General features: G+C 72.8%; 20 protein-coding genes and 1 pseudogene. 11 read left to right on the top strand and 10 right to left on the bottom strand.

Going from position 1 to position 23,915, the window contains the following annotated elements; genetic code table 11:
- Positions 1-24: 24 nt before the first annotated feature.
- Complete coding sequence (locus ACIBAD_RS05460; protein ID WP_398904671.1) at positions 25-2,007, top strand: helix-turn-helix domain-containing protein; 1,983 nt, start codon at positions 25-27, stop codon at positions 2,005-2,007.
- On the opposite strand, the gene ACIBAD_RS05465 is transcribed toward ACIBAD_RS05460, so the two are convergent.
- The gene (locus tag ACIBAD_RS05465) at positions 1,989-2,990 is read right to left on the bottom strand and encodes an MBL fold metallo-hydrolase (RefSeq protein ID WP_398904673.1); all 1,002 of its coding nucleotides are present in this window, start codon (positions 2,988-2,990) and stop codon (positions 1,989-1,991) included. The two genes, ACIBAD_RS05460 and ACIBAD_RS05465, sit on opposite strands and share 19 nt — an antisense overlap.
- A 101-nt stretch (positions 2,991-3,091) precedes the next feature.
- On the opposite strand from ACIBAD_RS05465, the gene ACIBAD_RS05470 reads away from it, so the two are divergent.
- Entirely contained in the window at positions 3,092-4,027 is a 936-nt protein-coding gene (locus ACIBAD_RS05470) for an AraC family transcriptional regulator (RefSeq protein ID WP_398904675.1), read from the top strand.
- Positions 4,028-4,103: 76 nt separating this feature from the next.
- On the opposite strand, the gene ACIBAD_RS05475 is transcribed toward ACIBAD_RS05470, so the two are convergent.
- Positions 4,104-4,784, bottom strand: coding sequence for a DUF4360 domain-containing protein (locus tag ACIBAD_RS05475; protein ID WP_398904677.1), 681 nt, complete (start codon positions 4,782-4,784; stop codon positions 4,104-4,106).
- A gap of 217 nt (positions 4,785-5,001) precedes the next feature.
- On the opposite strand from ACIBAD_RS05475, the gene ACIBAD_RS05480 reads away from it, so the two are divergent.
- The gene (locus tag ACIBAD_RS05480) at positions 5,002-6,936 is read left to right on the top strand and encodes a galactose oxidase-like domain-containing protein (RefSeq protein WP_398904679.1); all 1,935 of its coding nucleotides are present in this window, start codon (positions 5,002-5,004) and stop codon (positions 6,934-6,936) included.
- A 12-nt stretch (positions 6,937-6,948) separates the two neighbouring features.
- On the opposite strand, the gene ACIBAD_RS05485 is transcribed toward ACIBAD_RS05480, so the two are convergent.
- Positions 6,949-7,497: a MarR family winged helix-turn-helix transcriptional regulator gene (locus tag ACIBAD_RS05485; protein WP_398904681.1), complete on the bottom strand. Its 549-nt coding sequence runs from the start codon at positions 7,495-7,497 to the stop codon at positions 6,949-6,951.
- 39 nt (positions 7,498-7,536) lie between these two features.
- Here ACIBAD_RS05485 and ACIBAD_RS05490 point away from each other — a divergent pair, with 39 nt between their 5' ends.
- The 4 genes from ACIBAD_RS05490 (at position 7,537) to ACIBAD_RS05505 (ending at position 12,555) form a co-directional block, all read left to right on the top strand.
- Positions 7,537-8,424 (top strand): DMT family transporter, encoded by an 888-nt coding sequence (locus tag ACIBAD_RS05490; RefSeq protein ID WP_208328942.1) that lies wholly within the window; start codon positions 7,537-7,539, stop codon positions 8,422-8,424.
- Positions 8,425-8,686: 262 nt separating this feature from the next.
- On the top strand, positions 8,687-10,771 hold the full coding sequence (locus tag ACIBAD_RS05495; protein WP_398904683.1) for an RICIN domain-containing protein: 2,085 nt from the start codon (positions 8,687-8,689) through the stop codon (positions 10,769-10,771).
- 137 nt (positions 10,772-10,908) lie between these two features.
- On the top strand, positions 10,909-11,556 hold the full coding sequence (locus ACIBAD_RS05500; protein WP_398904685.1) for a hypothetical protein: 648 nt from the start codon (positions 10,909-10,911) through the stop codon (positions 11,554-11,556).
- Positions 11,557-11,670: 114 nt separating this feature from the next.
- Positions 11,671-12,555: a pirin family protein gene (locus ACIBAD_RS05505; protein WP_398904687.1), complete on the top strand. Its 885-nt coding sequence runs from the start codon at positions 11,671-11,673 to the stop codon at positions 12,553-12,555.
- A 114-nt stretch (positions 12,556-12,669) separates the two neighbouring features.
- On the opposite strand, the pseudogene ACIBAD_RS05510 reads toward ACIBAD_RS05505, so the two are convergent.
- From ACIBAD_RS05510 to ACIBAD_RS05520, 3 genes and pseudogenes are all read right to left on the bottom strand, one after another.
- Positions 12,670-13,377, bottom strand: a pseudogene (locus ACIBAD_RS05510) (Ig-like domain-containing protein); the annotation flags it as partial.
- Between the two features lie 30 nt (positions 13,378-13,407).
- On the bottom strand, positions 13,408-14,439 hold the full coding sequence (locus ACIBAD_RS05515; protein WP_398904689.1) for a glycine-rich protein: 1,032 nt from the start codon (positions 14,437-14,439) through the stop codon (positions 13,408-13,410).
- A gap of 174 nt (positions 14,440-14,613) precedes the next feature.
- Positions 14,614-15,693, bottom strand: coding sequence for a hypothetical protein (locus tag ACIBAD_RS05520; RefSeq protein WP_398904691.1), 1,080 nt, complete (start codon positions 15,691-15,693; stop codon positions 14,614-14,616).
- A 424-nt stretch (positions 15,694-16,117) separates the two neighbouring features.
- On the opposite strand from ACIBAD_RS05520, the gene ACIBAD_RS05525 reads away from it, so the two are divergent.
- A complete protein-coding gene (locus ACIBAD_RS05525) occupies positions 16,118-16,477 on the top strand; it encodes a DUF6204 family protein (protein WP_398904693.1) in 360 nt (119 codons plus the stop codon).
- A gap of 72 nt (positions 16,478-16,549) precedes the next feature.
- On the top strand, positions 16,550-17,314 hold the full coding sequence (locus ACIBAD_RS05530) for a hypothetical protein (RefSeq protein WP_398904695.1): 765 nt from the start codon (positions 16,550-16,552) through the stop codon (positions 17,312-17,314).
- Between the two features lie 53 nt (positions 17,315-17,367).
- Here the strand turns inward: ACIBAD_RS05530 and ACIBAD_RS05535 are convergent, their stop codons facing one another.
- On the bottom strand, positions 17,368-17,658 hold the full coding sequence (locus ACIBAD_RS05535; RefSeq protein ID WP_134069109.1) for a hypothetical protein: 291 nt from the start codon (positions 17,656-17,658) through the stop codon (positions 17,368-17,370).
- Positions 17,659-17,791: 133 nt separating this feature from the next.
- Entirely contained in the window at positions 17,792-19,300 is a 1,509-nt protein-coding gene (locus ACIBAD_RS05540; RefSeq protein ID WP_134069110.1) for an MFS transporter, read from the bottom strand.
- 137 nt (positions 19,301-19,437) lie between these two features.
- Here ACIBAD_RS05540 and ACIBAD_RS05545 point away from each other — a divergent pair, with 137 nt between their 5' ends.
- Positions 19,438-19,878, top strand: a complete 441-nt coding sequence (locus tag ACIBAD_RS05545) for a MarR family transcriptional regulator (protein ID WP_134069111.1) — start codon at positions 19,438-19,440, stop codon at positions 19,876-19,878.
- A 45-nt stretch (positions 19,879-19,923) separates the two neighbouring features.
- Here ACIBAD_RS05545 and galT read toward each other — a convergent pair whose 3' ends face one another.
- A complete protein-coding gene (galT, locus tag ACIBAD_RS05550; protein ID WP_398904793.1) occupies positions 19,924-20,982 on the bottom strand; it encodes a galactose-1-phosphate uridylyltransferase in 1,059 nt (352 codons plus the stop codon).
- A complete protein-coding gene (locus ACIBAD_RS05555) occupies positions 20,979-21,812 on the bottom strand; it encodes a DeoR/GlpR family DNA-binding transcription regulator (RefSeq protein ID WP_398904699.1) in 834 nt (277 codons plus the stop codon). Before ACIBAD_RS05555 ends, galT begins: the two co-directional genes overlap by 4 nt.
- Before the next feature lie 496 nt (positions 21,813-22,308).
- Here ACIBAD_RS05555 and ACIBAD_RS05560 point away from each other — a divergent pair, with 496 nt between their 5' ends.
- A complete protein-coding gene (locus ACIBAD_RS05560) occupies positions 22,309-23,835 on the top strand; it encodes an NPCBM/NEW2 domain-containing protein (protein ID WP_398904795.1) in 1,527 nt (508 codons plus the stop codon).
- Positions 23,836-23,915 lie beyond the last annotated feature (80 nt).

Below are 23,915 nucleotides of genomic sequence, written 5' to 3' on the forward strand. Positions count from 1 at the left end.
CTGCGGCCACGGGAGAATGCCGTCATGACCTCCGCGAGGGAATCCGCCGTGCTCGAACTGCTCGAACTGCTGCGCCGCGGCGCGCCGGTCGAGCAGTTCACCCGGCCCGCCGCGAACGCCCGCACCGCCGGGGCGGGCCCCGCCGAGCAGGCCCTCGTGGACGAGGCCACCCGGGTGGCGCTGGACATCCGGCGTACGCTCGACCAGCACCGGCGGCGCGAGGCCGAGCTCACGGCCCTGTTCGACACGGCGGGCGACCTCGCCGCCCTGCGCGACCTCGACGCGGTACTGCGGGCCATCGTCCACCGGGCCCGCATGCTGCTGGGCACCGACGTCGCGTACCTGACCCTCAACGACCCGCTGGCCGGCGACACGTTCATGCGTGTCACCGACGGCTCGGTGTCGGCCGCCTTCCAGCAGCTGCGGCTCGGCATGGGCGAAGGGCTCGGCGGTCTGGTCGCCCAGACCGCCCGCCCGTACGCCAGCGCCGACTACCGCACCGACGACCGCTTCCGGCACACGGACGCCATCGACAACGGGGTCCGCGAGGAGGGTCTGCGCGGCATCCTCGGCGTCCCGCTGCGCGTCGGGACCCGCGTGATCGGGGTGCTGTACGCCGCCGACCGCGCGGTCCGCGACTTCGCGCCCGACGCGGTCGCGCTGCTCTCCTCCCTCGCCGACCACGCCGCCGTGGCCATCGACAGCGCCCGGCTGCTCGAAGAGACCCGTACCGCCCTGGTGGAACTCGGGGTCGCCACCGAGACCGCCCGCGCCCAGAGCGAGGCGGTGCGGCTCGCCGCCGAGACCCACGACCGCCTCACCCGGCTCGTGCTGCGCGGCGGCGACGTGGCCGACGTCGCCCGGGAGGTCGCCGCCCTGCTGGGAGGCAGCCTGGTCGTGCACGACGCCGACGGCGCCGAGCTCGCACGCGTCGGCACGGACCCGGCAGGTGCGTCCACGCGCCCGCCGGGCCCCCCGGCCCGCGCGCTCGCCGCGTCGCGCTCCGGCGGGCGGGCCGTCGCGGTGGACGGCATGTGGGTCTGCGCGGTGCTGGCCGGGCCGGAGCTCCTGGGCAGCATCACCCTCGGCGGGCGCGGCGACGACCTGCCCGACACCGAACGACGGTTGTTCGAGCGGACCGGCCTGGTGACGGCCCTGCTGCTCCTGCTGCGGCGGTCCATCGCCCACGCCGAGGACCGGGTCCGCGGCGAACTGCTCGGCGACCTGCTGGCTCCGGCGGCTCCCGGCCGGGTCCGCGACACCGGCAGCCAGACGATCCGGGCCCGCAAGCTCGGGGTCGACCTCGCCCGCCCGCACGCCCTCGTGGTGCTGCACTGCGAGGCCGCGCTGCGGTCGCGGCTGGCGGCCGAGGCCGCCCGGCACGCACGCGCCCGCGACGGCCTGGCCGGACTGCACGAGGGCCGCGTCGTCCTCCTCGCCCCGACCGACACCCCGGGCCCGCTCGCCCGGTCGCTCGCCGCCGAGCTGGGCCAGGCCCTGGGCACCCCGGTCACCGCGGGCTCCGCCGGGCCCGCCGCCGGCCCGGAGGGCCTGCCGTCCGTGTACGCCGAGGCGCTGCGCTGCCTGGAGGCCCTGCACGCCCTCGGCCACACCGGCGGCGGGGCCGGCCTGCCCGACCTGGGGTTCCTCGGGGTGCTGCTCGGTGACGGGGCGGACGTGGGCGCGTACGTCGAGCGGGTGCTGGGGCCGGTCATCGCGTACGACGCGCAGCGCGGGACGGAACTGGTCCGCACCCTGGAGGCGTACTTCGCGCACGGCTCCAGCCTGGCCCGCACCAAGGACGCCCTCCACGTGCACGTCAACACCGTGGTGCAGCGCCTCGACCGGGTCCGGCAGGTGCTGGGCGAGGACTGGAACACCCCGGCCGGGGCCCTGGAGATCCAACTGGCCCTGCGGATCCGGCGGGTGGCGGCGGTCCGGCCCCGGCCGACGCCGCCCGCCCCCGTACCGCCCTCCTCCGCGGACCGCTATCCGACGTCGCGGTGAGAGGCCCACGCCCCGACGGTGAAGTCCTGTCCCCGGCGTCGTACTTCGACCGCCCCCGCGCCGCCGAAGTGGGCGGGTACGAGCAACTCGGAACAGTCGGCGGCGCGTTCGAGGATGCGGCGGCGGCTGGCGGCGGCCTGCGCCGGGTCCAGGCAGAAGCAGCTGTTGCAGGCGGGTTCCAGGATCTGCACCGGGCTGTGCAGCAGATCGCCCACGAAGACGGCCCGGTCGGTGCCGGAGGCCAGCCGCAGCACGGAGGATCCGGGGGTGTGCCCGGGTGCGGACTCCAGGGTGAGGTGCTCGTCGATGCGGTGGGCGCCGTCCCACAGCACGACCTGTCCGGTGCGGTGGACGGGAGCGATGCTGTCCTCGTAGATCAGCCGGTCGTCCTCCCGGGCGCCGCCGCCGTAGGCGTTGGCCGGCCCGAAGTGGTGGTCGTCCGCTGCCGGGACGAGGTACTGGGCGTTGGGGAAGGCGGGCACCCAGCCGTCGTCCTGCGCGACGGTGTTCCAGCCGACGTGGTCGCCGTGGACGTGGGTGTTGACGACGACGTCCACGTCCTCCGGCCGGACTCCGGCCGCCCGCTCCAGCTCCCCGAGGAAATCGCCCTCACGGTGGTGGAAGAGCGCCGAGCCCGGCCGCTCGCGCCCGTTGCCCACGCCCGTGTCGACCAGGACGGTCTTGCCGGCGCTGCGCAGGACCCAGGTCTGGAGTGCGAGGACCGCCCGGTCGCCGTCGACCTCCCAGTGGTCCGGTGACAGCCACTCCTCGTTCTCCTTCCACACCTCGGCACCGACATCCGGTACGAGGCTGCGCGGGGGCCCGAACGGTCCCTGCCACTCGATGACCCGGGTGACCTCGACATCGCCCAGCACGATGCTCTGCCTGCTCTGAGCGTGCTGGCCGTGCTGGCCGTGCTGGCCGTTCCCCCTGTTCTGCCTGCTGTTGACGTCCTGCCTGCCCTGCTCGTATTCGCTGCTCATGACGCCGAGCCTACGAAGGGCAGTTGAGCCTCTCAATGCCTGCCCGGCTCATGTGAATACGCAGTCGTCTCACCCTCGACACCTGCGAGTACCCTGGCTTCATGGATGTGGTGAGCGACGCCATCGCGGCCGTCCGGATCGGCCGGCCTTCCTCCGACCGGGTCAGCGTGAGCGGGAGTTGGTGCGCGCGGTTCGCCCCCTACGACGGCGCCGGCTTCCACGTGGTGCTGGAGGGCAGCTGCTGGCTGCTGCCCGACGGGGGCGGCCCGCCGATTTCCCTCGCCGCCGGAGACGCGGTGCTGCTGCCGCACGGTACGGGACACGTGATCGCCGACTCCCCCGTCGACGCGGCGGCTGCGGCGCGGGCCGTGCCGTTCGAGCTACCGCGCGGGGCAGCGGTGCCGGACGCGACCGAGGCTCCCGGGGCGCCCGCCCCCGGCGGGGTGGAGATGCTGTGCGGCAAGTACCGGCTCGACCGCAGCCGCGTCCATCCGCTGATGCTGGAGCTGCCGAAGGTGGTCCACCTGCCGAACCGGATCGGATCACACCCCGAACTGCGGTGGGCGATAGCCCTGTTGGGAGGTGAGCTGGGCCAGCAGCGGCCGGGGGCCTGCTTGGCGGTGCCCAGCCTGCTCGATCTCCTGCTCGTCTACATGGTCCGCTCGTGGATGGCCGAGGGCTCGGGCGGGGCCTGGTCGGCCGTGCTGGGCGATCCCGTCGCGGCGGCCGCCCTGCGGGCGCTGCACTCGGATCCGGCCGCGCCGTGGACCAACGAGCGGCTCGCGGCCGAGGCGGGCGTCTCCCGGGCCACGCTGGCACGCCGGTTCACCGCGCTGGTCGGCCGCCCGCCGATGGCGTATCTGACGTGGTGGCGGCTGACGTACGCCGCAACCCTGCTCCGGGACACCCCGGACCCGCTGGCCTCGATCGCGCGCCGGGTCGGGTACGGCACGCCGTACGCCTTCTCGCACGCCTTCGGCAGGGAGTTCGGGACGACGCCGGGCCGCTACCGGGCCGGGGAGGCGAAGGCCTCGTGAACAGCACGACGCCCGCCGGCGGCGCAGGCGTTGATCCGCCTCCGCCGCCGGCGGGCGTCTTGTGGATCAGGCCGGATCAGCGGCGGACCGGGCACTGCTTCCACGAGAAGTGGTAGACGGAGCTGATGCTGCCGTCCGTGGAGTCCACGGTCATGTAGCTCGTCTTGCTCGTGTCGGAGGTCCCGACCTCCGCGCGCAGCTCGGTGTTGATGTTGAAGTTGCGCTGTTCGCCGCAGGGGGCGAAGACGAGGGCCTCGATGCCGGTGGTGTCGGTCACCTGCCAGTTGTCGTCGAGCGCCCCATGGAACTGATGGGTCCGGTTGGCGGTCTGACTCATGCCCTGGAAGTAGTAGCTGGCCTTCTGGGTGCCGGTCGCTCCCGGCTCCAGCCTTCCGTAGCCCCGGTAGTCGACGTGGGACACCGCGTACGTGTAGCCCTGCGGGACGTGCACGAGGAGGGAGAGGAGGCAGTTCTTGCGGCCTTCGGTGGTGGCGACGCCCCCGCCGGCCGCGGCCAGGTACTCGCTGTAGGTGACGGTGAAGGCCGAGTTGTCGGGAGACACGGCGACGGTGGCGCTGCCGGGGCGGCAGCCCGAGCCGTTGACCGAGGCGACGTCGACGGCCACCGGGCCCGGGGGCGCGGCGGCGGCTGCGGCGGTGGCCCCGGCCGACGGGGAGAGCGTGACGAGGCATCCGGTCACGGCGGCGGCGGTCAGTGCGGCGCGAGCCTTGCGGGTGGTGCGAGATGGCTTGATCACGTCGCCATGGATAGCCGCCGCGGGCGGCCATGGAGCGCCGCCGGATACGCCGTCTCACCCGGTCGGACGGGACGGTTCACCGGAGAAACGATTCAGCACGGCCGGCCCGACGGCCGAATGGCCCACACGGCGCACCTTCACCCACCCCACCCGCGTCATTCCATACGAAAAGCGGCATTTTTCATATGATGGGCATCCCGCCGACGGAGGAGAGCCCATGCCCGGCCTGCCCGGCCTGACCGGTCCGCTCGTACGGCGGTCCGCCGTACTGTCCGCATGCGTGGCCGTGGCCGCCGCCCTCGCACCCCTCACCGCGCCCGCCCCGCCCGCCTTCGCCGCGGCGGTCCCCGGGCACGAATCCCCGCCTGGGCACCATCGGACCGGCGACGCCGGCGCCCGGGCCGGCCACGTCGAGTCCGACCGCGTCGAGGCCGGCCCCGCCGAAGCCGACCCCGCCGAGGCGGCCGTCATCGGCGAGGAACACGCCCGGGCGCACGCGCAGCGGCGGAGCGCGGTCAAGGGCCCCAAGGAATACCCCCAGGCGAAGCGCACCGAGAGCCTCGCGGCCCTCAAGGCCTCGCAGCGGCTGACCAACGCCCTTTTCCCCGCAGCGCAGTTCGGGCGCTTCACGGAGTTCTTCCCCTCCCCCGACTTCGGCGTCCACACCGCGCTGCTGCCCACCGGGAAGGTACTGCTCTTCTCCTTCGAGCGCGTGGAGACCAACCCCACCAAGGAGACCGGCCCCACCGACCGGATCGGCCCGACGAACGCCGGCCGCGCCTTCCTGTGGGACCCGGCCAAGGGCACGGGGGCACGGGCGTTCAAGAAGGTGGAGCCCCCGACGGTCCTGATGCCCGACGGTACGTACACACCTCGCCCGGCCCCGTTCTTCTGCGCGGGGCACGCGTTCCTGCCCAACGGCATGGTCGGGGTCTTCGGCGGCAACACCGGCGGCAAGGGCGGCAGCGGCGCCAAGCTGTCCTTCGTGTTCGACCCGTGGACCGAGACCTGGTTCCGCAACCGGGACATGTCCGTCGGCCGCTGGTACCCCTCGGTCGTGACGGGGGCGGACGGGCGCCAGATCATCATGTCCGGCCAGTCCGAGCGGGGTACGGGCACGCCCACCCCGGTCGTGGAGCGCTTCCCCGCGCTGCGCCATCCCGTGCCCTGGCGGACGTACGACATCCCGGTCGGCCTGGCGGCGGAGCGGCTCCGGGCGGACGCCCCGTTCCGCAACGACTATCCGCACCTCTTCTCACTGCGCGACGGCATGATCTACGGACTCGGCCGCGACGCCGATCAGCAGTGGCTCTTCGACCCGGTCAAGGAGACCCGCACCGATCTGCCGCGGCGGCCCGCCGACTTCCGGGGCTACGGATCGGCCGTGCCGCTGCCGGCCGGGTACCGCGGCCCGGACTCCGTGCTGGTGCTCGGCGGCGATCCGCACGACCCCAACACCTACCGGCTGTCCGGAGGCCGGTGGACCACCGAGGAGCCGCGGGCCTTCGGCCGCACGCAGGACGACACGGCGATCCTGCCGGACGGCACGCTGCTCACGGTCAACGGCGCCCTGGACACCCGGGATTACGGGCACGGGCCGTTCAACCCGCAGGCCGACCTCTCGTACCGGCAGATCGAACTGCGGGACGCCCGGGGCCACTGGAAGCTCGGTCCGGCGCAGCGACTGCCCCGCGGCTACCACTCGAACGCCCTGGTGCTGCCGGACGGCCGGATCATGGTGACCGGCGACGAGCTCCAGCAGATCGCCAACGATCCCGACATCCGGGACGAGATGGACGGCAGCATCGAGCTGTACGAGCCCGCGTACCTGCACCAGGGCGGCAGCCGACCGGCCCTGGACCGGGTTCCCGGGGCCGAGTTGGGCTACGGAGCCGGGTTCGAGGTCCGCAGCTCCACGGCCGCCCAGGTCACCCGCGCCGTGCTCCTGGCTCCGACGACCGTCACGCACGCGGTGAACACCAGTCAGCGCCACCTGGAGCTCCCGATCACCGGCGTTCACGGTACCGCGATCGGGCTGCGGACACCGCCGAGCGCGGCGGACGCCCCGCCCGGCTACTACATGCTGTTCCTCCTCGACGCGAGGGGGGTGCCGAGCACGGCGCAGTGGGTCAAGCTCGGCGGCCGCCGGTAGGCCCCTCGTGTTTCAAGGCGCGGGCGGGGGCTCGACCCTCGCCAGCCACGCGGTGAGGAGCACCTCCAGTTCGGCGGCCTGCTGCGCGGTCAGACCTTCGAGCAGGCTCCGCTCGTTCTCCATGTGCTCGGTGAACGCCCGGTCGATCAGCTCGCGCCCCGCCGGGGTGAGCGCGACCACGCGCCCGCGGCCGTCGGCGGCCGAACGGCGGCGCGCGACGAGGCCGTCCCGTTCGAGGCGGTCGATGCGCTTGGTCATCGCGCCCGTCGTGACCATGGTGTGCACCGCCAGTTCGCCGGGGGCGCGCTCGTACGGCGCCCCCGCGCGGCGCAGGGCGGCCAGTACGTCGAACTCCCCCTCGCTCAGGCCGTAGCGGCGGTAGACGAGGCAGAGCCGGTCCGTCAGGAGCAGCCCGAGCCGGTGCAGCCGCCCGATCACTCCCTGGGGGGCCACGTCGACGTCCGGGCGCTCGCGGGCCCACTCGGCCTGGATGCGTGCGACGTGGTCGGCGGGCACCCCTGCCTGCGGCCCCGCCTGCGGTACGTACGGTTCGTCCTTCACCCGACCAGTATAGCTTCCACGGAAGGTATTATAGCTTCCATGGAAGCTATAATCCGAGGGTCGCTGGTCACGGCGGTCGCACCGATCGCATGGGGTACGAACTACTACGTCACCCGGGAGTTCCTGCCCGCCGGCCAGCCGCTGTACGGCGCGGCCCTCCGGGCCCTGCCCGCGGGCCTGCTGCTCCTGGCCGTCTGCCGGAAGACGCCCCGCGCGTCCTGGTGGTGGAAGTCCCCGCTGCTCGGCTTCCTCAACATGAGCGCGTTCTTCGCCCTGGTCTACGTCGCCGCGCAGCGGCTGCCGACCAGCGCGGCCTCGACCGTCATGGCGATCGCGCCGCTGGCGATGATGCTCTTCGCCTGGGCGCTGATCTCCGAGCGGCCGGGGTCGCGCCAACTGACCGGCGCCGGCCTCGGCGTGGCCGGGGTGTCGCTGATGCTGCTCACCGGGGCCGCCCCGATGGACGCCGTCGGCGTACTGGCCTCCGTGGCCGCGATGGCGGTGTCCTCGTTCGGCTACGTCCTGGCCAAGCGGTGGAGCGCGGAGGTGGACGTCCTCGCGTCGACGGCGTGGCAGCTGCTGGGCGGCGGGCTCCTGCTCCTGCCGTTCGCCGTCGCGGTGGAGGGATCGCCGCCGGCTCTCGACGCTTCCGAGCTGCTCGGTTTCGCCTACGTCACGGTCGTCGCGACGGCGGTGGCCTTCGCCGCGTGGTTCGCGGGGCTGCGCCGGCTTCCGGCCGCGACGGTCGGCCTGCTCGGACTGCTGAACCCGGTCACGGGCGTGCTGTTGGGCACGGCGATCGCCGGGGAAACGCTCAACCTCCGACAGATCTGCGGACTCCTGCTGACCCTGACGGGCATCCTGCTCGGGCGGAGGGGAGGATTCCTCACCGCTCGTGACGGGAGGAATTCGGCAGGTAGTAATTAGGTGAATCCCTGACTGAATTACCGTCAATAAGGGTTCAGCCCATATCTCGATTTGATAACGAGATCCTCGAAATGGCCTGGACCATTAAGGGCCTACGCGCGTAACTGGCCTACCGCTTAAGCGAATTGATGGTTCATCAAATCTGATCAGCAGGTAACAGCCTGATATCTCGGGTCCCATTCCCGTTTGTCCGAATTCTCCACCGCGCCGGTCTGGCAGGCTTCCGCGCACCCACTCCTCCGACCAAGGATTTGAGGTGCGCATGACTAGACATCGCAGGAAGCAGCGCGAACACCGGCGCAAACCGCGCCGGTTGATACTCTTCAGCGCCGCCATGGCCACGGCGGCGCTGATAGCGGGCGGCATCGCCTATTCGGGGCTCGGCGACGACGCCCAGGCGGGGACGCCCGCACTGGCCGACGCGGCCGCGGACTCCCTCACACCGGCCGCCGCACCGGCCCGTGACGCGGAGCCGGCGCCCATCGTGGGCGAGCCCGCCAACGAGACCGCCAAGGGCATGGTCTTCGACGGCCTCAAGGCCGCACCGAAGGGCGACCGTTGCGTCGGCGTCTACCGCACGGAGGCCGGGCTCTGCACGCACGGCCCCGACGCCCCGCCCAAGGACGTGGACATCAAGGCCGATGTGGCCCCCGTCGTGAAGACGAAGGCCCCGGCCGCCGACCCGGCGAAGCCCGAGGCCGGCGAAGCGGCCGCGGCAGCCGAAGGCAGCGGGCGTCCTCAGGACGCGCCCGCCGCCGACGCCCAGTCCGCCAAGTCCGCCCCCGCCTCGGCGCCCTCGCCCGCCGCGGCCGGCGGCAGCGGCCAGGCCGTCGCGGCCGGTCCGGCCGGCCAGACCGTCCAGTGCGACGGCGACGGCAGCAGCGGCAACCGCGTCCAGGTCGTGTATGTCCACGGCTCCGACCGCGACCGCTACTCCGAGTACCTCGCCTCGTTCCGCAAGTGGGCGGCCGACGCCGACCTCATCTACTCGACGAGCGCCCAGGAGACCGGCGGCATCCGCCACATCCGCTTCGTCACGGCCGCGGACTGCACGCCGACGGTGCTCAACATCGAGCTCCCGGCCTCCGCGCTCTCCGAGTTCAGCGCGACCAACAACGCGCTCGCCGGCAAGGGCCTCGACCGCCGCGACCGCAAGTACATGATCTTCGCGGACACCCAGGTCTACTGCGGCATCGGCACCTTCGCGGGCGACGAGCGACCCGGCCAGGACAACCAGAGCAACTTCGGTCCCTCGTACGGCCGTACGGACTCCGGCTGCTGGGGCGGCCACACCGCGGCGCACGAACTCGGCCACAACCTCGGCGCGGTGAACAACAGCGCCCCCAACACCAGCCGCGGCGCCCACTGCACGGACGAGTGGGACGTCATGTGCTACTCGGACACCCCGTACTACCCGCAGATGCGCAACGTGTGCACCAACCAGGCGGCCGAGAACATCCTGGACTGCAACCACGACGACTACTTCCACACCAACCCCAAGGCGGGCAGCTACCTCGCCACGCACTGGAACATCGCGAACAACCAGTTCCTGATGCGGGCCAACGGCGCGAACCCCGACCCGAACCCCGACCCGAACCCCAAGCCCACGCCGAGCCCCACGAACAAGCCGACCCCGACGCCGACCAAGAAGCCCACGGGCGGCCCGAAGGCGACGGCGGCCCAGATCCAGTCCAACTCGGTCGTGGTGAGCTGGCCCAAGGTCGACGGCGCCGCGTGGTACCAGGTACTGCTGAACGGCAAGCACCTGACCTGGGTCCAGTCCCAGGCCCTGCGCATCTACAACCTCCAGCCCGGTACGGAGTACAAGGTCGCGATCTCGGTCCGCGACACCTCCGGCCGTGACACCGGAGCCGGCCCGACCACCACCTTCCGTACGACGGGTGCGGGCGGCGGCACCACCACGCCCGGTGCCCGCTACACCCTCGGCAACGGCAGCACCGGCATGGCCGCCGAGCTGTGGGGCGGCCGCAGCGCCGACGGCACGGTGCTCGTCGGCGGCCGCTCCAACGGCTACGCCCAGCAGCAGTGGCTCTTCGACGACGCGGGCGGCGGACTCGTCCGCATCAAGTCCGCCGTCTCCGGCAAGTGCCTGCAGGCGGGTGGCGCCCCGGCCGCCGGCATGTGGATCGCGCAGCAGCCCTGCGGCGGCAACTCCGCGCAGCAGTGGAAGCTGTCGTCCCGCGGCGGCGGTGTGACCGTCACCGATGCGAGCGGCGGATACGCCCTGACCGTGAGCAGCCGCCCGTACTACGGCTCCTGGCTGCTCGACCTCCAGCGTGCGGACGGCCGCGCGTCCCAGGTGTGGACGGTCCAGAAGGTCGGCTGACCCTCCGGATCCGATCCTGCCTCCCGCCGGTGGGCGGCCGCCCCGCGCGGCCGCCCACCGGCCCCCTCATCTCCCGCACCGCGGCTCACTCCCGCAGCGCAGTACCTCGCATCCCACCGCACCAGGAGCACCCAACGATGCGTACACGCCCCGCCTTCCCGGTCCGCAGCGGACTCGGCTTCCTGTTCCTGTTCCTCGCCCAGGCCCTGGCCCTGGCCGTACCCACCGCGGCCCACGCGCACGGCGACACCGTCAAGGTCGTGGTCACCGGGCAGCGGGAAGGCCATGTCACCACCGAGATCACTTGGGAGAACGACGGCGACGCCATCGAGGAGGCGGTCGCCGCCACGGTGAACTCGACCAGCCCCGACGGCTCCCGCACGATGGGCCCCTGGCGCCTGGTCCGCGACGCCGGGACGCGCACCGGCTGGAGCACGGCCGAGGTGCTGCCGCCCGGCACCTGGAAGGTGAGCGTCGACGTGGGGTTCCCGTCCCTCGGGCACGGCGAGAAGGAGATCGCCGTCCCGGTGGTCGATCCGGCGCCGTCCGCGGCGACCCCGAGCGCGGCCGCACCTTCCGCCTCGGCCGGCTCCTCCGCCCCGTCCGCCCCCGCCGACCCGTCCGCCGCACCGGCGTCCTCCGCGTCGGCTTCCCCGGCGCCGGCTCCGGCCGACGAGGGCAAGGACCGTACCGTGTGGTGGACCACTGCGGGGGTGGCCGTGATCGCCCTGGCCGGCGCCGCCGCCGGCATCCTGCTGCGCCGCGCGCGGGCCCGCAGGCGCTGACGGCGCGGACGGCGCGGACGGCGCGCAGGGACGGTGGCCGAAGCCGGCTGTTCGACCTGACAGCCGAACGGGACCGCGTTGACAGTGGAATTCGCCGTACCGTTCATTCGGCGCATGCACCTCACCACCGCCGCCGCCGTACGCTCCACCCTCCGCGTCGTCCGCCCTTTCCACACCTTCGAGGGCGAGGGCTTCCCCGTACGCCGCCCCTTCCCGCAGCCGGACCTCCCCTTGGTCGACCCGTTCCTGATGGTCGACCAGGTGGGGCCCCACGTGCTCGGGCCGGGCGAGGCCAAGGGCACACCCCCGCACCCGCACCGCGGATTCGAGACCATCCAGTACGTCATCGAAGGCGCGATGGAGGACATCGACTCCGCGGGGCACCGGCGGGTCGTGAACCCCGGTGAGGTGCAGTGGCTCACGGCCGGGTCGGGGCTCGTCCACCTCGCCCGCCCCACCCCGGAACTGCTCGCCGACGGCGGTGCGCAGCACCTGCTCCAGATCTGGGTGAACCTGCCGGCCCGGCTCAAGGCGACGCCGCCGCGGGTCCAGTACGGCCGCGCCCCCGGTGACATCCCCCGGGTGCTCACCGAGGACGGCGGCGCCGAGCTCACGGTGATCTCGGGCAGCACCCACGGCGTCCGGGGACCGTTCGCGACCCACACTCCGGTGCTCGTCGTACACGCCCGCCTCGCGGCCGGCGGCCGCGCCGGGTTCACCGTGCCGACCGGGCACAACGCCATGCTGTACGTGCTGTCCGGGACGGCCGCCACCCCCGATGCCCGTCTCCCCGACGGCCACCTGGCCATCCTCGGCCGGGACGCGGAGCGGTTCACGGTCGAGGCCCCGGAGGAGGCGGCCGAGGTGCTGGTGCTGGCCGGCGAGCCGCTCGGCGAGCCCGTGGCCCGCACCGGCCCGTTCGTCATGAACACCGCCGCCGAGATACGCCAGGCGCAAATGGACTACCAGCACGGCCTGATGGGACACATCGACGTCTGAGACCGCGTCCGGACCACGTGCTGCAGGGACCACGTGCGGCAGGGACGACGTGCGGCAGGGACCACGTGCGGCAGTGCCGCCCCGGCCGGGGCGGCACCCATCACGACCGCCGGATCAGGGCTGCCGGCACTGGCCCGAGCGCGGGCCCTCCACCGTGGTGCCGCTCAGCTGCGGGGCCGGGACGTTCCCCTCGCAGTGCAGCGGGCCGACGATCGTCGTGGCCGAGACCTCGACCCCTCCGGTGTTGGCGGTCAGACTCACCGGGTTCCGTACGGTATTGCCCGCGCAGCCCGCGGTGGGATCGTTCGAGCCGATCAGCACGGAGCCGCCGGTCCGGCCGATGGTGACCGGGCCGGTGAGCTTCGAGCCGCAGATCGCGACGGCGAGCGCGCCGTCGCTGGAAAGGGGGCCGGTGATCTCGGCTCCGGTCACGGCCAGCGCACCGCCGGAGCGGACCGTCACCGGGCCGGTCTGGCTGCCGCCCGGTGCGATGCAGACCGATTCGCCGCCGGCCACGGTCAGCGGGCCCCGGTGGGCGGTCGTGATGCACGGGCGGCTGAATCCGACGGTGACCTCGGTGGCTTCCGCCGTGGCGCTCGCCTCGTTCGCCGGGTCGCCGCCGTAGGTGGCGGTCAGCGGGTGCGCGCCGGGGCGCAGCGCGCTGGTCCGGAACTCGGCGCGGCCACCGGTCAGCGGTACCGTCGCCAGCTGCTTCGTCCCGTCGGAGAACGTGACCGTGCCGCCCGGGGTTCCCGCGGCGGGGTTCGTCGAGCCCACGGCCGCGGTGAGCGTGACCGCGCGGCCGAACAGCGGGGTCGCCGCGTCCGCGGTGAGCGAGAGCGTCGTCCCGTACTACCGGAAGGAGACGACCGCCTTGCCGTTGCCGTGGTTCACGCCCCGCAGGAGGGAGACGTCGGTCGCGGAGGACGCTGCGAAGCTGCTGCCTCCGCCGCCTCCCGCGCCGTACAGGTTGCCGGGGTTCCCGCCGCCGGAGCCGCCCGCGCCGCCGAAGTAGCCGCCGCCACCCCCACCGCCGCCGTTGCCGCCGCGGCCGCCGTTGCCGCCCGGGCCGCCGCTGCCGGGGTTGGGCAGGCCGGTGTTGGGGTCGATGTCGCTGCCGGGCGCGCCCGGGCCGCCCTGGGCGGAGTTGGGGCTGCCGGCGCCGTGGGCGCGCTGGGTACCGCCGCCGCCGGCGACCCCGGATCCCTCGGGGCCGCCGCCCTGGCCGCCGTCTTCCGCCTCGGGGCCGCCGCCGTTGCCGCCGTGCAGCAGGGGGCCGCCGTTGCCGGCTCCCCCGCCGCCGCCCGCGACCAGGATGCGGTCGGCCGGGCCGGAGGCGCCGACGCGTACGTCGGAGCCTCCGCCGCCGGATCCGCCGCCGCCGTGCGCGCCGCCGCCGCCGGCGCCGTGGCCGGTGCCCCCGGGGCGGGCGTACTCGCCGTGCCGGGAGGTGCCGGAGCTGCCGGCCGCGCCCAGGGTGATCCGGAGGCTCTGCCCGGCGCTCACGGCGAGGGTGGCACGGGTCTCGCCGCCGAGGCCGCCGGGGGATCCGTCGTTCGGGGGGTTCGGCAGGACGGAACCGGCCGCGCTGCCGCCCTCGGCGCCGAACAGGTCGACGCGGATCGAGCCGACTCCGTCCGGCACGGTGAAGGTGTCCGTACCGGAGTCGGCGTACGTGCAGGTGGGCGGCGAGGCGGTGAAGACCCCGCCGGAGCCGCAGGGCGAGGGCGCGGGCGGGGGCGGGGCCGCCGGGTCCGCGGCGGCGAAGGGGACGAGGACGGCGGCGAGCAGGCCGGTCGCGCCGAGCACGATCGCCGTCTTCGATGACGTGCGCGTACGGGGGAAGGCGCGCGGGCTGGCGCCGCGGATGGAGCGGGGGTTCATGGAAGGGACGCTGCCTCTCCGGGCCCGTTGGGGCGACCGAGCTGGGATGGTGTGACCGGCAGACGGGGGGGGACATGGTGCCTGCCCGCCCGCCGGTCAAGGTCATTGCCGTTGCCTGCCTGCCTGCCTGCCTGCTTGCTTGCTTGCTTGCTTGCTGCAGGGGCAGGCGGCCGGTCAGACGCCGTCGTCGGCGCAGAGGGCCCACACGTCGGAGGACGTGCCCGGCGAGCTGGCGGCCCCGGTGTGGGTGGAGGCCGTCCAGTAGGACGCGGTGGTCGTCCCGTCGCTGACGGGGGTGCCGCCGGAGTCGCTGGGGTAGCTGCCGTTGAGGTGGTCCCCGACGGAGCCCGGACCGGTGAAGTCGGTGGTGGTCACGCTGCCACCGCTGATGGCGGCGCCCCCGCTGACCAGCTTTCCGTCGTTGCCGCCGCAGCCCACCGTGACCGTCTGGCCGGCGGTCGCCGAGGTCGGGCCGCTCACCTCGCCGAAGCGCACCTTCACCGTGGTGCCGCTGATGTTGATGTTGTTGCCGCTGCAGATGGCGTGGGTGTACGTGGTGTTGTCGCTGTTGCCACCGCCGCCGTTCCAGCCGACCGCCGCCCAGGAGTCGGGGTTGGTCTCGCCGTCGGCGGCCGCCTTCCGGCCGAAGTCGTGCCCGGCGTCGTTGAACGTCGGGAAGCCGGCGATCGGCTTGAGGCTGCCGACGCTCGCCGGGGTGATCCGCGCTCCGCCGCCGAGCAGGCGGGTGTTGGCCGGACACGTCGCGACGACCAGGCCCACCGTTCCGCTCGTGGTGGGCCCGGCGGTCTTGTTCATGACCACCTGGGTGTGGTTGATCAGGTTGCTCGTGAAGCACATCGCGTACGGGGTGCTGGAGAACGAGGCGTTGACCGCTCCGCCGCTGCCGCCGATGCCGAGCCAGTGCGTCACGTCGGTGCCGACGACCCCGGTCGTGCCGAGGTACTCGGTGCTGCCGTCGGGACTCGGCGAGGTGCCGTTGGTCTTGTTGCCGTTGGACGTCGTGCCGGTGCCGATGGCCTGGTTGATCCCGCCTCCGGAGATCAGGCCGCTGCTGCAGTCCGCGTGGGTGGAGATCTCGGAGAAGGCCGACCCGGGCCCGGCGGTGGCCCCGGGGGTCTTCACGGTGACGCTCACGGTGTTCGCGTAGGCGGTGCCCGGCACGGCCAGCGCCAGTGCGGCGCCCAGGACCAGTGCCTTGGCTGCGGCATGACGCCGCGGAAGTCCCGTGTTCACTTGTGTTCTCCCCATCTGATAAGCGATGAAGGGCGGCATGGCCCGGCATCCGGCGGCTGGGAACCGGACTTCGCGGAGGTGCTGTGCGCACGACGGCCGCGCCCCGGGGTGACGGGGGCGCCGACATCGCCGGTGCGGAAGTGCCACGGCATCACAACTGCTGTCCGCCTGGCGGATGTACGCCGCTCAGAGGCAGATCAGGGCGTGCGGATCGGCCATATCGCCACCCCGTCTCGGAGTCGCGCATGCGGACTCTAACAGGCTGCATGCCCGGCATCTACCCATGTGTTTCGGTGAACGAACTGGCAGATGCGGAGGGGTGAAGTGCACGCCGGGGCGGGCTCCGATGTGACTTACCGGTAGCTCCGGGCCGCCCGCGGAAATCCCGGTGCGCCGGCGGTTCACGGCTGCCTACCCTGCCGGGATGAGTTCTCGCACCTTCCGGATCACCGTCCGCGGCTCCTTCGACGGCCTCACCCCCGCACAGCGCGCGGAGCTGCTCGCCGCCGCGCCGGAGCACGACATCATGCACTCGGCGTACACACCCGAGGGCCACCTCTCGTACGACATCGCCGTCGGCCCTTTCTTCACCTTCCGCTTCCTCGACTCCGGCGAGACGGAGGAGGACATCCTCGACGCGACGGCCCGCGCCGAGCTCGCCGCCGAGAGCCGGCTCACCGAGCGCGGTTACGGTTTCAAGCGCCTCACGTCCCGCGCGCAGGACCTCTCCCTCGCCCCGCTGAGCAAGCGCCAGCGCCAGGCGGCCGCACGCGGCGAAGCCTGAGCCCTCGGCTCGGCGTCCCCCGCGCGACCTGCGACAATCGCCCTTTCGAAATGACCGGGGGGACGGCACCGCATGGACGGAGTCGGGAACACGAAGCGGCTGCGGCGGATGGTGGGCGTCCTCATGGGCGCCGCCGCGCTGATGGCGGGGACGGCAGGTTGCGGTGGATCCGGGAAGGCGGCCGGGGCAGACCGGGCGGGCGCGCCGGCCGACGGCGCCGTGGCGAGCCCGGGCGGCACGCCGGGGCCGGGCCCCGAGCGGCTCAAGGCGCTGCTCGTCGCGGAGGGGGAGAAGTTCGGGCCGTACGAGGTAGGTGAGCCCCTCCTCGACGAGCCCATGAGCGAGGACTACGAGGCCCGCCCGGCGCAGTGCCGGCCGCTGACCAGCCTCGGCAAGGCGGGGCATACGGCCCAGGCCTTCGCCAAGGCGAGTGTGCCCGACGAGTGGCAGGCGATCGACACGGAGATCCTGCTGCGCTCGTACCGGGACGCCGGGGCCGCGGCCGCCGCCGTGAAATCCCTGGCGGACGCGGGCGGCCGGTGCGCCGGCGGCTACACGGAGGACCGCGCGCTCGTCGAGGCGAAGGTGCTCAAGGTGGAGCCGGTCCGGGCGCCGGCGCTGGGTGACGAGGCACGCGCGTACCGCATCGTGACGCAGGACGTGAAGGACCCGGGGATCGCTCTGTACAAGTACCTCACGGTGGTCCGCTCCGGGTCCGTCACGCTGGCGTTCCGGTCGGACGTCATGGACACCAAGGACTTCGGCGGGGTGCCGCAGGAGATCGTCACCGGGCAGTGGGACAAGTTCGCGAAGGGGAGCGCGGCCTCCGCCTCCTAGAGGGTGATCTCCTCGCCCCGCGGGCTCAGTCCCGCGGGCTCAGTCCCGCGGGCTCAGTCCTTGATCCCGGGGAAGCCGTAGTTGTGGATGGGGAACGCCTCGGGGCGGCCGCCCGTGCTCTGCCAGCCCTGGGCTTCCACGACGGGCATCATTTTCTCCGCGAACACGTTCGCGTGCAGCTCGCTCTCCCACACGTCGTAGACGTCCAGGCCCTCGGGGCTCACGACGCAGACGTGCGAGAGGCAGCCGTCGAACATCCCGGGCATCGACAGGAGCTCCGCGTGGAGGGCGTCGTACTGCTCCGCCGTGATGCCCGGGACGGTGGCGTGCATCAGGATCGCCATGGCAGGTCACTCCTCGCGTCCGGGGCCAGGCCCTCCCCCGCCGCCCGGTGGCGGCCCCTGTCCACGGGGACAGGACAGCACGCAAACGAGGGGACGGCATCCGCGAACGGTGCCGTCCCCTCGAAGGGCCAGGTCAGACGGTCTGGGCCGGCTCCGGCTCCGCCACCTTGGCCGGGGCCTCGGCGGGCGTGCCCGACTCGACGGTGCGCGGCCCGTGCGCTCCGCGCAGGCCGATCCAGCTGATCACCGCGACGAGGGCGAAGGCGACGGCCCCGATCCCGAAGGTGAGGGTGAACCCGGATTCCGCGGGCAGGGCCGGGACGCCGGCGGGCAGGTGCTCGATGGTCTTCGACGCCAGGATCGTGGTGACGATGGCGCTGCCGATCGCGCTGCCGGTGGAGCGGGAGATCGAGTTGATGCCGTTGGCTATGCCGCTCTGGTGGTGCGGGACGCTCGCCATGATGACGGCGGGCATGGCCGCGTATCCGAAGCTGACGGCCGCGCCGACGACCAGGCCGGCGCCGATCACAGAGAAGCTGTGGCCGTGGTCGAGTGCGAGCCAGCCGAAGCCGACGGCGCCGAGCCCGGCGGCGAGGCCGAGGGCCACGCGCGGGCCGCGGTGGCGGACCAGCTGGCCGCCGATGGGCGAGGCGAGCAGGGAGACGATCGCGCCGGGCAGCAGGAACTGTACGGAGGCGCGCAGGATGGAGGCGTCGAAGCCGTAGCCGGTGAGCTTCTCCGGCATCTGGACCAGGTACGAGACGCCCAGGAAGTTCGCGAACATGCCGAAGCCGACGAGGATGCCGGCCAGGTTGGCCATGAGCACCGGGCGGTGGACGAACATCCGCATGTCCACGAGCGGCTCGCTGACCTTGAGCTCGGTGAAGACCCACACGGCGGTCATGACGGCGGCGCCGGCGAAGCTGCCCAGCGTACGGCCGGAGGTCCAGCCCCACTCGTGGCCCTGCGAGATGGGCAGCAGGAGCAGCAGGAGCGTGATGCCGAGGGTCAGTGCGCCGAGGAAGTCGGTCCGGCCACCGGTCTTGTGCCGGGTCGCGGGGACCAGGAAGGCGACGGCGAGCAGGGCGAGGGTGGCGAACCCGGTCGCCATCCAGAACGCGTTGCGGTAGTCGGCGTCAGGGCCGGAGGTGAGCAGGCCGGTGGCGACGAGCGCGAGGCCGCTGCCGAAGGCGAGGGTGCCGCTGACCAGTGCCATCGCGCCGGGGAGCTTCTGCGGGCGGACTTCCTCGCGCAGCACCGACAGGGCGAGCGGGAAGATCGCGGTGGCGGCGCCCTGCAGGACGCGGCCCAGGATCAGCAGCGGGAGCGAGGTCGCGACGGCGGCGATGACGGAGCCGACGACCATGACGCCGAGCACGGCCACCAGCGTGGGCTTCTTGCCGTGCTGGTCGCCGAAGCGGCCGAGCAGCGGGGTGAAGACGGCTGCGGACAGCAGGGTGGCGGTGGTCACCCAGCTCACGTTGGCGGTCGAGGTGCCCAGGTCGGTGCGGATGAGGCCCAGGATCGGAACCGGCAGGGTCTGCATCATCGACACGACCATGGCGGCAAGGCTCAGGGCGAAGACGATGACCGTCTCGTTCCTGTTCTTGGCCTCGGCGGGGGTGGGGGCGGCGGTGCTCATGGCTGGCAGGACCTTCTTAGTGCTTCAGATCGCAGATGTTTGATGTCATCAAGTAACTCCGTAGACGGTAGACGTCAATAGTTAAGGTGGTCAAGTAAACAATTGACAATGTCAACCACCTGAGTACGCTCGACGGCATGAGCGCCACCACCCCTCCCGCCCCCACCAAGCTCGAACTCCTTGAGCTGCTCGCCGCCATCGGAACCGCCCAGTGGCGCGATTTCGCGGCCGCGGCCGCGAACTACGGCCTCACCTCCACCCAGGCCCGGGTCCTCGCCCAGCTCAAAGGCCCGCTCCCGATGCGCGGCCTGGCCACGCTCCTGGTCTGTGACGCATCGAACGTCACCGGGATCGTGGACCGCCTGGAGGCCCGCGAGCTGGTGCGCCGCGAGGCCGACCCCGCCGACCGCCGCGTGAAGAACGTGGTGGCGACGGACGCCGGGCGCGAGATCATCCGGCGGGTGCGCGAGGAGATGCAGGCGACGCACGGCGCGCTGGACACCCTCGACGCGACCGAGAGCGCGACGCTCTACGCCCTGCTGGAGCGGCTGCGCCCGACCATGGAGAAGGACGCGTAGGCAAGGACGACGCGCAAGAACGCCTCGCACCGGGAGGCGGCGCCGTCAGGCCCCGCGCAGCGCCGCGGCCGCCTGCTCGGGCGCGATGTCGTTGATGAACTGGCCCATCCCGGACTCGGTCCCGGCCAGGTACTTGAGCTTGTCGGCTGCCCGCCGGGTGGTGAACAGCTCCAGGTGGAGCGCGTACAGCTCGCGGCCGGTCCGTACGGGGGCCTGGTGCCAGGCCGAGATGTACGGGGCGGGCGCCGGGAAGAGCCGGTCGAAGCGGCCGAGCAGGTCGAGGTGGAGGACGGCCAGCTCGGCCAGCTCGGGCCCGCTCAGCGCGGGCAGGTCGGGGACGCGCCGGTGCGGGTAGAGGTGCACCTCGTACGGCCAGCGCGCGGCCTCCGGCACGAAGGCGCTCCAGTACTCCCCCGCGACCACCACCCTGCGCCCGTCGGCCAGTGCCTCGTCGCGGACCTCGTCGAAGAGGTTGCGGCCGGTGGCCCGGTGGTGGCGGGAGACCGTGTCCAGCGTGCGCCGGGTGCGCGGGGTGAGGACGGGCAGGGCGTAGACCTGGCCGTGCGGGTGGGTGAGCGTGACCCCGATCTCGGGGCCCCGGTTCTCGAAGCAGTACACCTGCTCCACACCCGGGAGTGCGGCGAGCTCGGTGGTGCGGTCGGCCAGGGCCGCGAGCACCGTACGGGCCTGGGCCGGGCCGAGATCGGCGTACGAGGCCTGGTGGTCGGGACTGAAGCAGACGACCTCGCAGCGGCCCCCGCCCGGTCCGGACAGGGCGGGGAAGCGGTTCTCGAAGACGGCGACCTGGTAGTCGGGGGCCGGGATCTCGGTGGGGCGGCCCGGCGTCGACGGGCAGAGCGGGCACTGGTCGGCGGGCGGCAGGTGGGTGCGGCCCTGGCGGTGCGAGGCGATCACCACCCACTCGTCGAGCAGCCGGTCGTGGCGCCGCTCGGAGCGCGTCGCGATGGGCGGCAGGCCGCGGGGGTCCGCATGGTCCGCATGGTCGCGGCGGTGGGCCCGGTCGCGTACGAGACCTCCCGCGACGGCCTCGTCGTAGTAGATGAGCGCCCGCCCGTCGGACAGGGTCGTACGCGTCTTCCTCACCACGGGCGCTCCTGCGCGGGACCCGAAGGACCGGTGGCCAGCAACACCTCGCCGACCCGCTCGGTGACCGCCGCGGCCTCCTCCGCGGGAACGGAGTCGGTGACCAGTACGTCGACCTCCTCCAGGGCGGCGAAGGTGGTGAGCCCCACGGTCGCCCACTTGGTGCGGTCGGCGAGGAGCGCGGTCCGCCGCGCGGAGCGCAGGAACACCCGGTTGGTCTCCGCCTCGGCGAGGTTCGGCGTGGTCAGCCCGGTGGCGGTGCCCAGGCCGTGGCAGCCGAGGAACAGCAGGTCGACGTGGAGGGACCGGATGGCCTGGTCGGCGATGGGCCCGACGAGCGCGTCGGAGGGGGTGCGGATCCCGCCGGTGAGGATGACCGTCAGGGTGCTGCCGGCGCTGCCCGTCCGGCGGGCGGCCTCGAAGACCTCTGCGGTGCGCACCGAGTTGGTGACCACCGTGAGATCGGCGACCTCCGTGAGCTCGCGGGCCAGCGCGTGGGTGGTGGTCCCGGCGGACAGGGCGATGGCCGAGCCCGGTGCGACGAGGGCGGCGGCCGCCTTCGCGATGGCCTGCTTCGCCGCCGTCTCCCATTCCGACTTGGCCTCGAAGCCGGGCTCGTGGCTGCTGGCCTCGTCGCCGAGCACGGCGCCGCCGTGCACCTTGCGCAACAGGCCTTCGCGGGCGAGCACGTCCAGATCGCGGCGGACGGTCATGTCGGAGACGTTCAGGGCGCGGGTCAGCTCGTTCACCCGCACCCCGCCGCGCCGGCGGACCTCGTCGAGGATGCGGGCGCGGCGCTGATGGGCCAGCAGGCTGCCGGGATCGGCCATGCGGCGGTTCCTCTCCTGGGGCACCGGTGTCCCCGGTCAACCGAAGCATCCTGACGGATCGAACAGAAGTCAACAGATTTCAACAAAGCCGCAGTTGGGGGCTGTGTCGGGCTCACGGCCGCCGATGCGGGCGGCGGCGGGCGGCGGATTGGCGCAGTCCACTCTCTTGACATGTCCCTGCGGTGGCAGTGTGATGTGGGCCTTCCCGTTGGAGTCCGTTCGTTCCTGAGGACTTCTGCGGGAACCGACGTACCGGACCTACGCGTCAGGCCGCATTTCCGCACACGCTCTCCCGGAATTCCGGGCCCCACTCCCACCCCAGGAGCCGTCTGTGCACTCGTTACGAAGCGCCGTCGCCCGCCGTCTGACGGCGGTCCTCACGGCACTGCCGTTACTGGCCCCGGCGGCCGGGGCCGCCGCACTGGCCGGTACGGCGGTGCTCGCCGGGGCCGCGCCGGCCGCCGCCGTCTCCGACGGCCAGGCGCTCACCCCGCCGATGGGGTTCAACAACTGGAACTCCACCCACTGCCGGGCCGAGTTCAACGAGGCGATGGTCAAGGGCATCGCCGACCTCTTCGTCGCCAAGGGCCTGAAGGCCGCCGGCTACCAGTACGTCAACCTCGACGACTGCTGGGCCCTGCCGAACCGCGACGCCTCGGGCCGCCTGGTGGCCGACCCCGTCCGCTTCCCCGGCGGGATCAAGGCCCTCGCGGACTACGTGCACGCCAAGGGCCTGAAGTTCGGCATCTACACCAGCGCTGGCACCAAGACCTGTGACACGGCGGGCTTCCCCGGCGGTCTGGGCCACGAGCAGCAGGACGCCGACCTCTTCGCCTCCTTCGGTGTCGACTACCTCAAGTACGACAACTGCAACAACTTGGGCGTGGACGCGAAGAAGCGGTACACGGACATGGCTGCCGCCCTGAAGAGGACCGGCCGTCCCATCGTCTTCTCGGTCTGCGAGTGGGGCCAGAACCAGCCGTGGACCTGGGCTTCGAGCGTCGGCCATCTGTGGCGCACCACCGGGGACATCGGCGACAGCTGGTCCTCGATGATCGGGATCGCGCACCAGAACCAGCCGCTCGCGCCGTACGCCGGCCCCGGCCAGTGGAACGACCCGGACATGCTGGAGGTCGGCAACGGCGGGATGACCGCCACCGAGTACCGCACCCACTTCACCCTCTGGTCGATGATGTCGGCGCCGCTGCTGATCGGCAGCGACCTGCGCAAGGCGACGGCCGAGACCTTCGACATCCTCTCCAACCCCGATGTCATCGCCCTGGACCAGGACGCCCTCGGCAAGCAGGGCACGGTGGTCTCCAACTCCGGCGGCTTGGTGGTGATGGCCAAGGAACTCGCGAACGGCGACCGGGCGCTCTCACTGACCAACGAGACCGGTTCCACCGCCACGATCTCCGCCCGGACGGACGCCCTCGGCATAGGCAACCGCGCCCCGTACGCACTCAAGGAGCTGTGGACGAAGGCCGCCTCGACCAACACCAGCGGCACCATCAGCGCATCGGTCGCCCCGCACGCCACCGTCGTCTACCGGATCACCCCGGGGCCGGCGCCGATTCCGCCGGCCGGCACCTCCCACCTGTCGGACCTGCCCTGGACGGGCGTGAACAGCGGCTGGGGCCCGGCGGAGAAGGACCTGAGCAACGGGGAGCAGGCTGCCGGGGACGGCAGGACCCTGACCGTGGGCGGCGCCACGTACGCCAAGGGCCTGGGCGTCCACGCGTCCAGCACCCTGACCTACCACCTCGGGGGCAGGTGCACCGCCCTGACGGTGGACGTCGGCGTCGACGACGAGAGTTGGCGCACCGGAGCGGTCGCCTTCCAGATCTACCGCGACACCACCAAGGTCGCCGACAGCGGGGTCGTCACCACGGCGGACGCGGCCCGCAAGCTCACCGCCGATCTGACCGGCGGGCAGACGCTGCGGCTCGTCGTCACCGACGGCGGCAACGGCATCGACTACGACCACGCGGACTGGGCCGCGCCCCGGCTCACCTGCAACTGAGGTGCGGACTTGCCGGCTTGCCGACCCGTCGGCTCGCCGGCTCACCGATCCGCCGCTCCGCCGATCCACCGACCCGGCCC

Origin of the sequence: Streptomyces sp. NPDC051109 (assembly GCF_044455885.1) — a bacterium.
GTDB lineage: Bacteria > Actinomycetota > Actinomycetes > Streptomycetales > Streptomycetaceae > Streptomyces.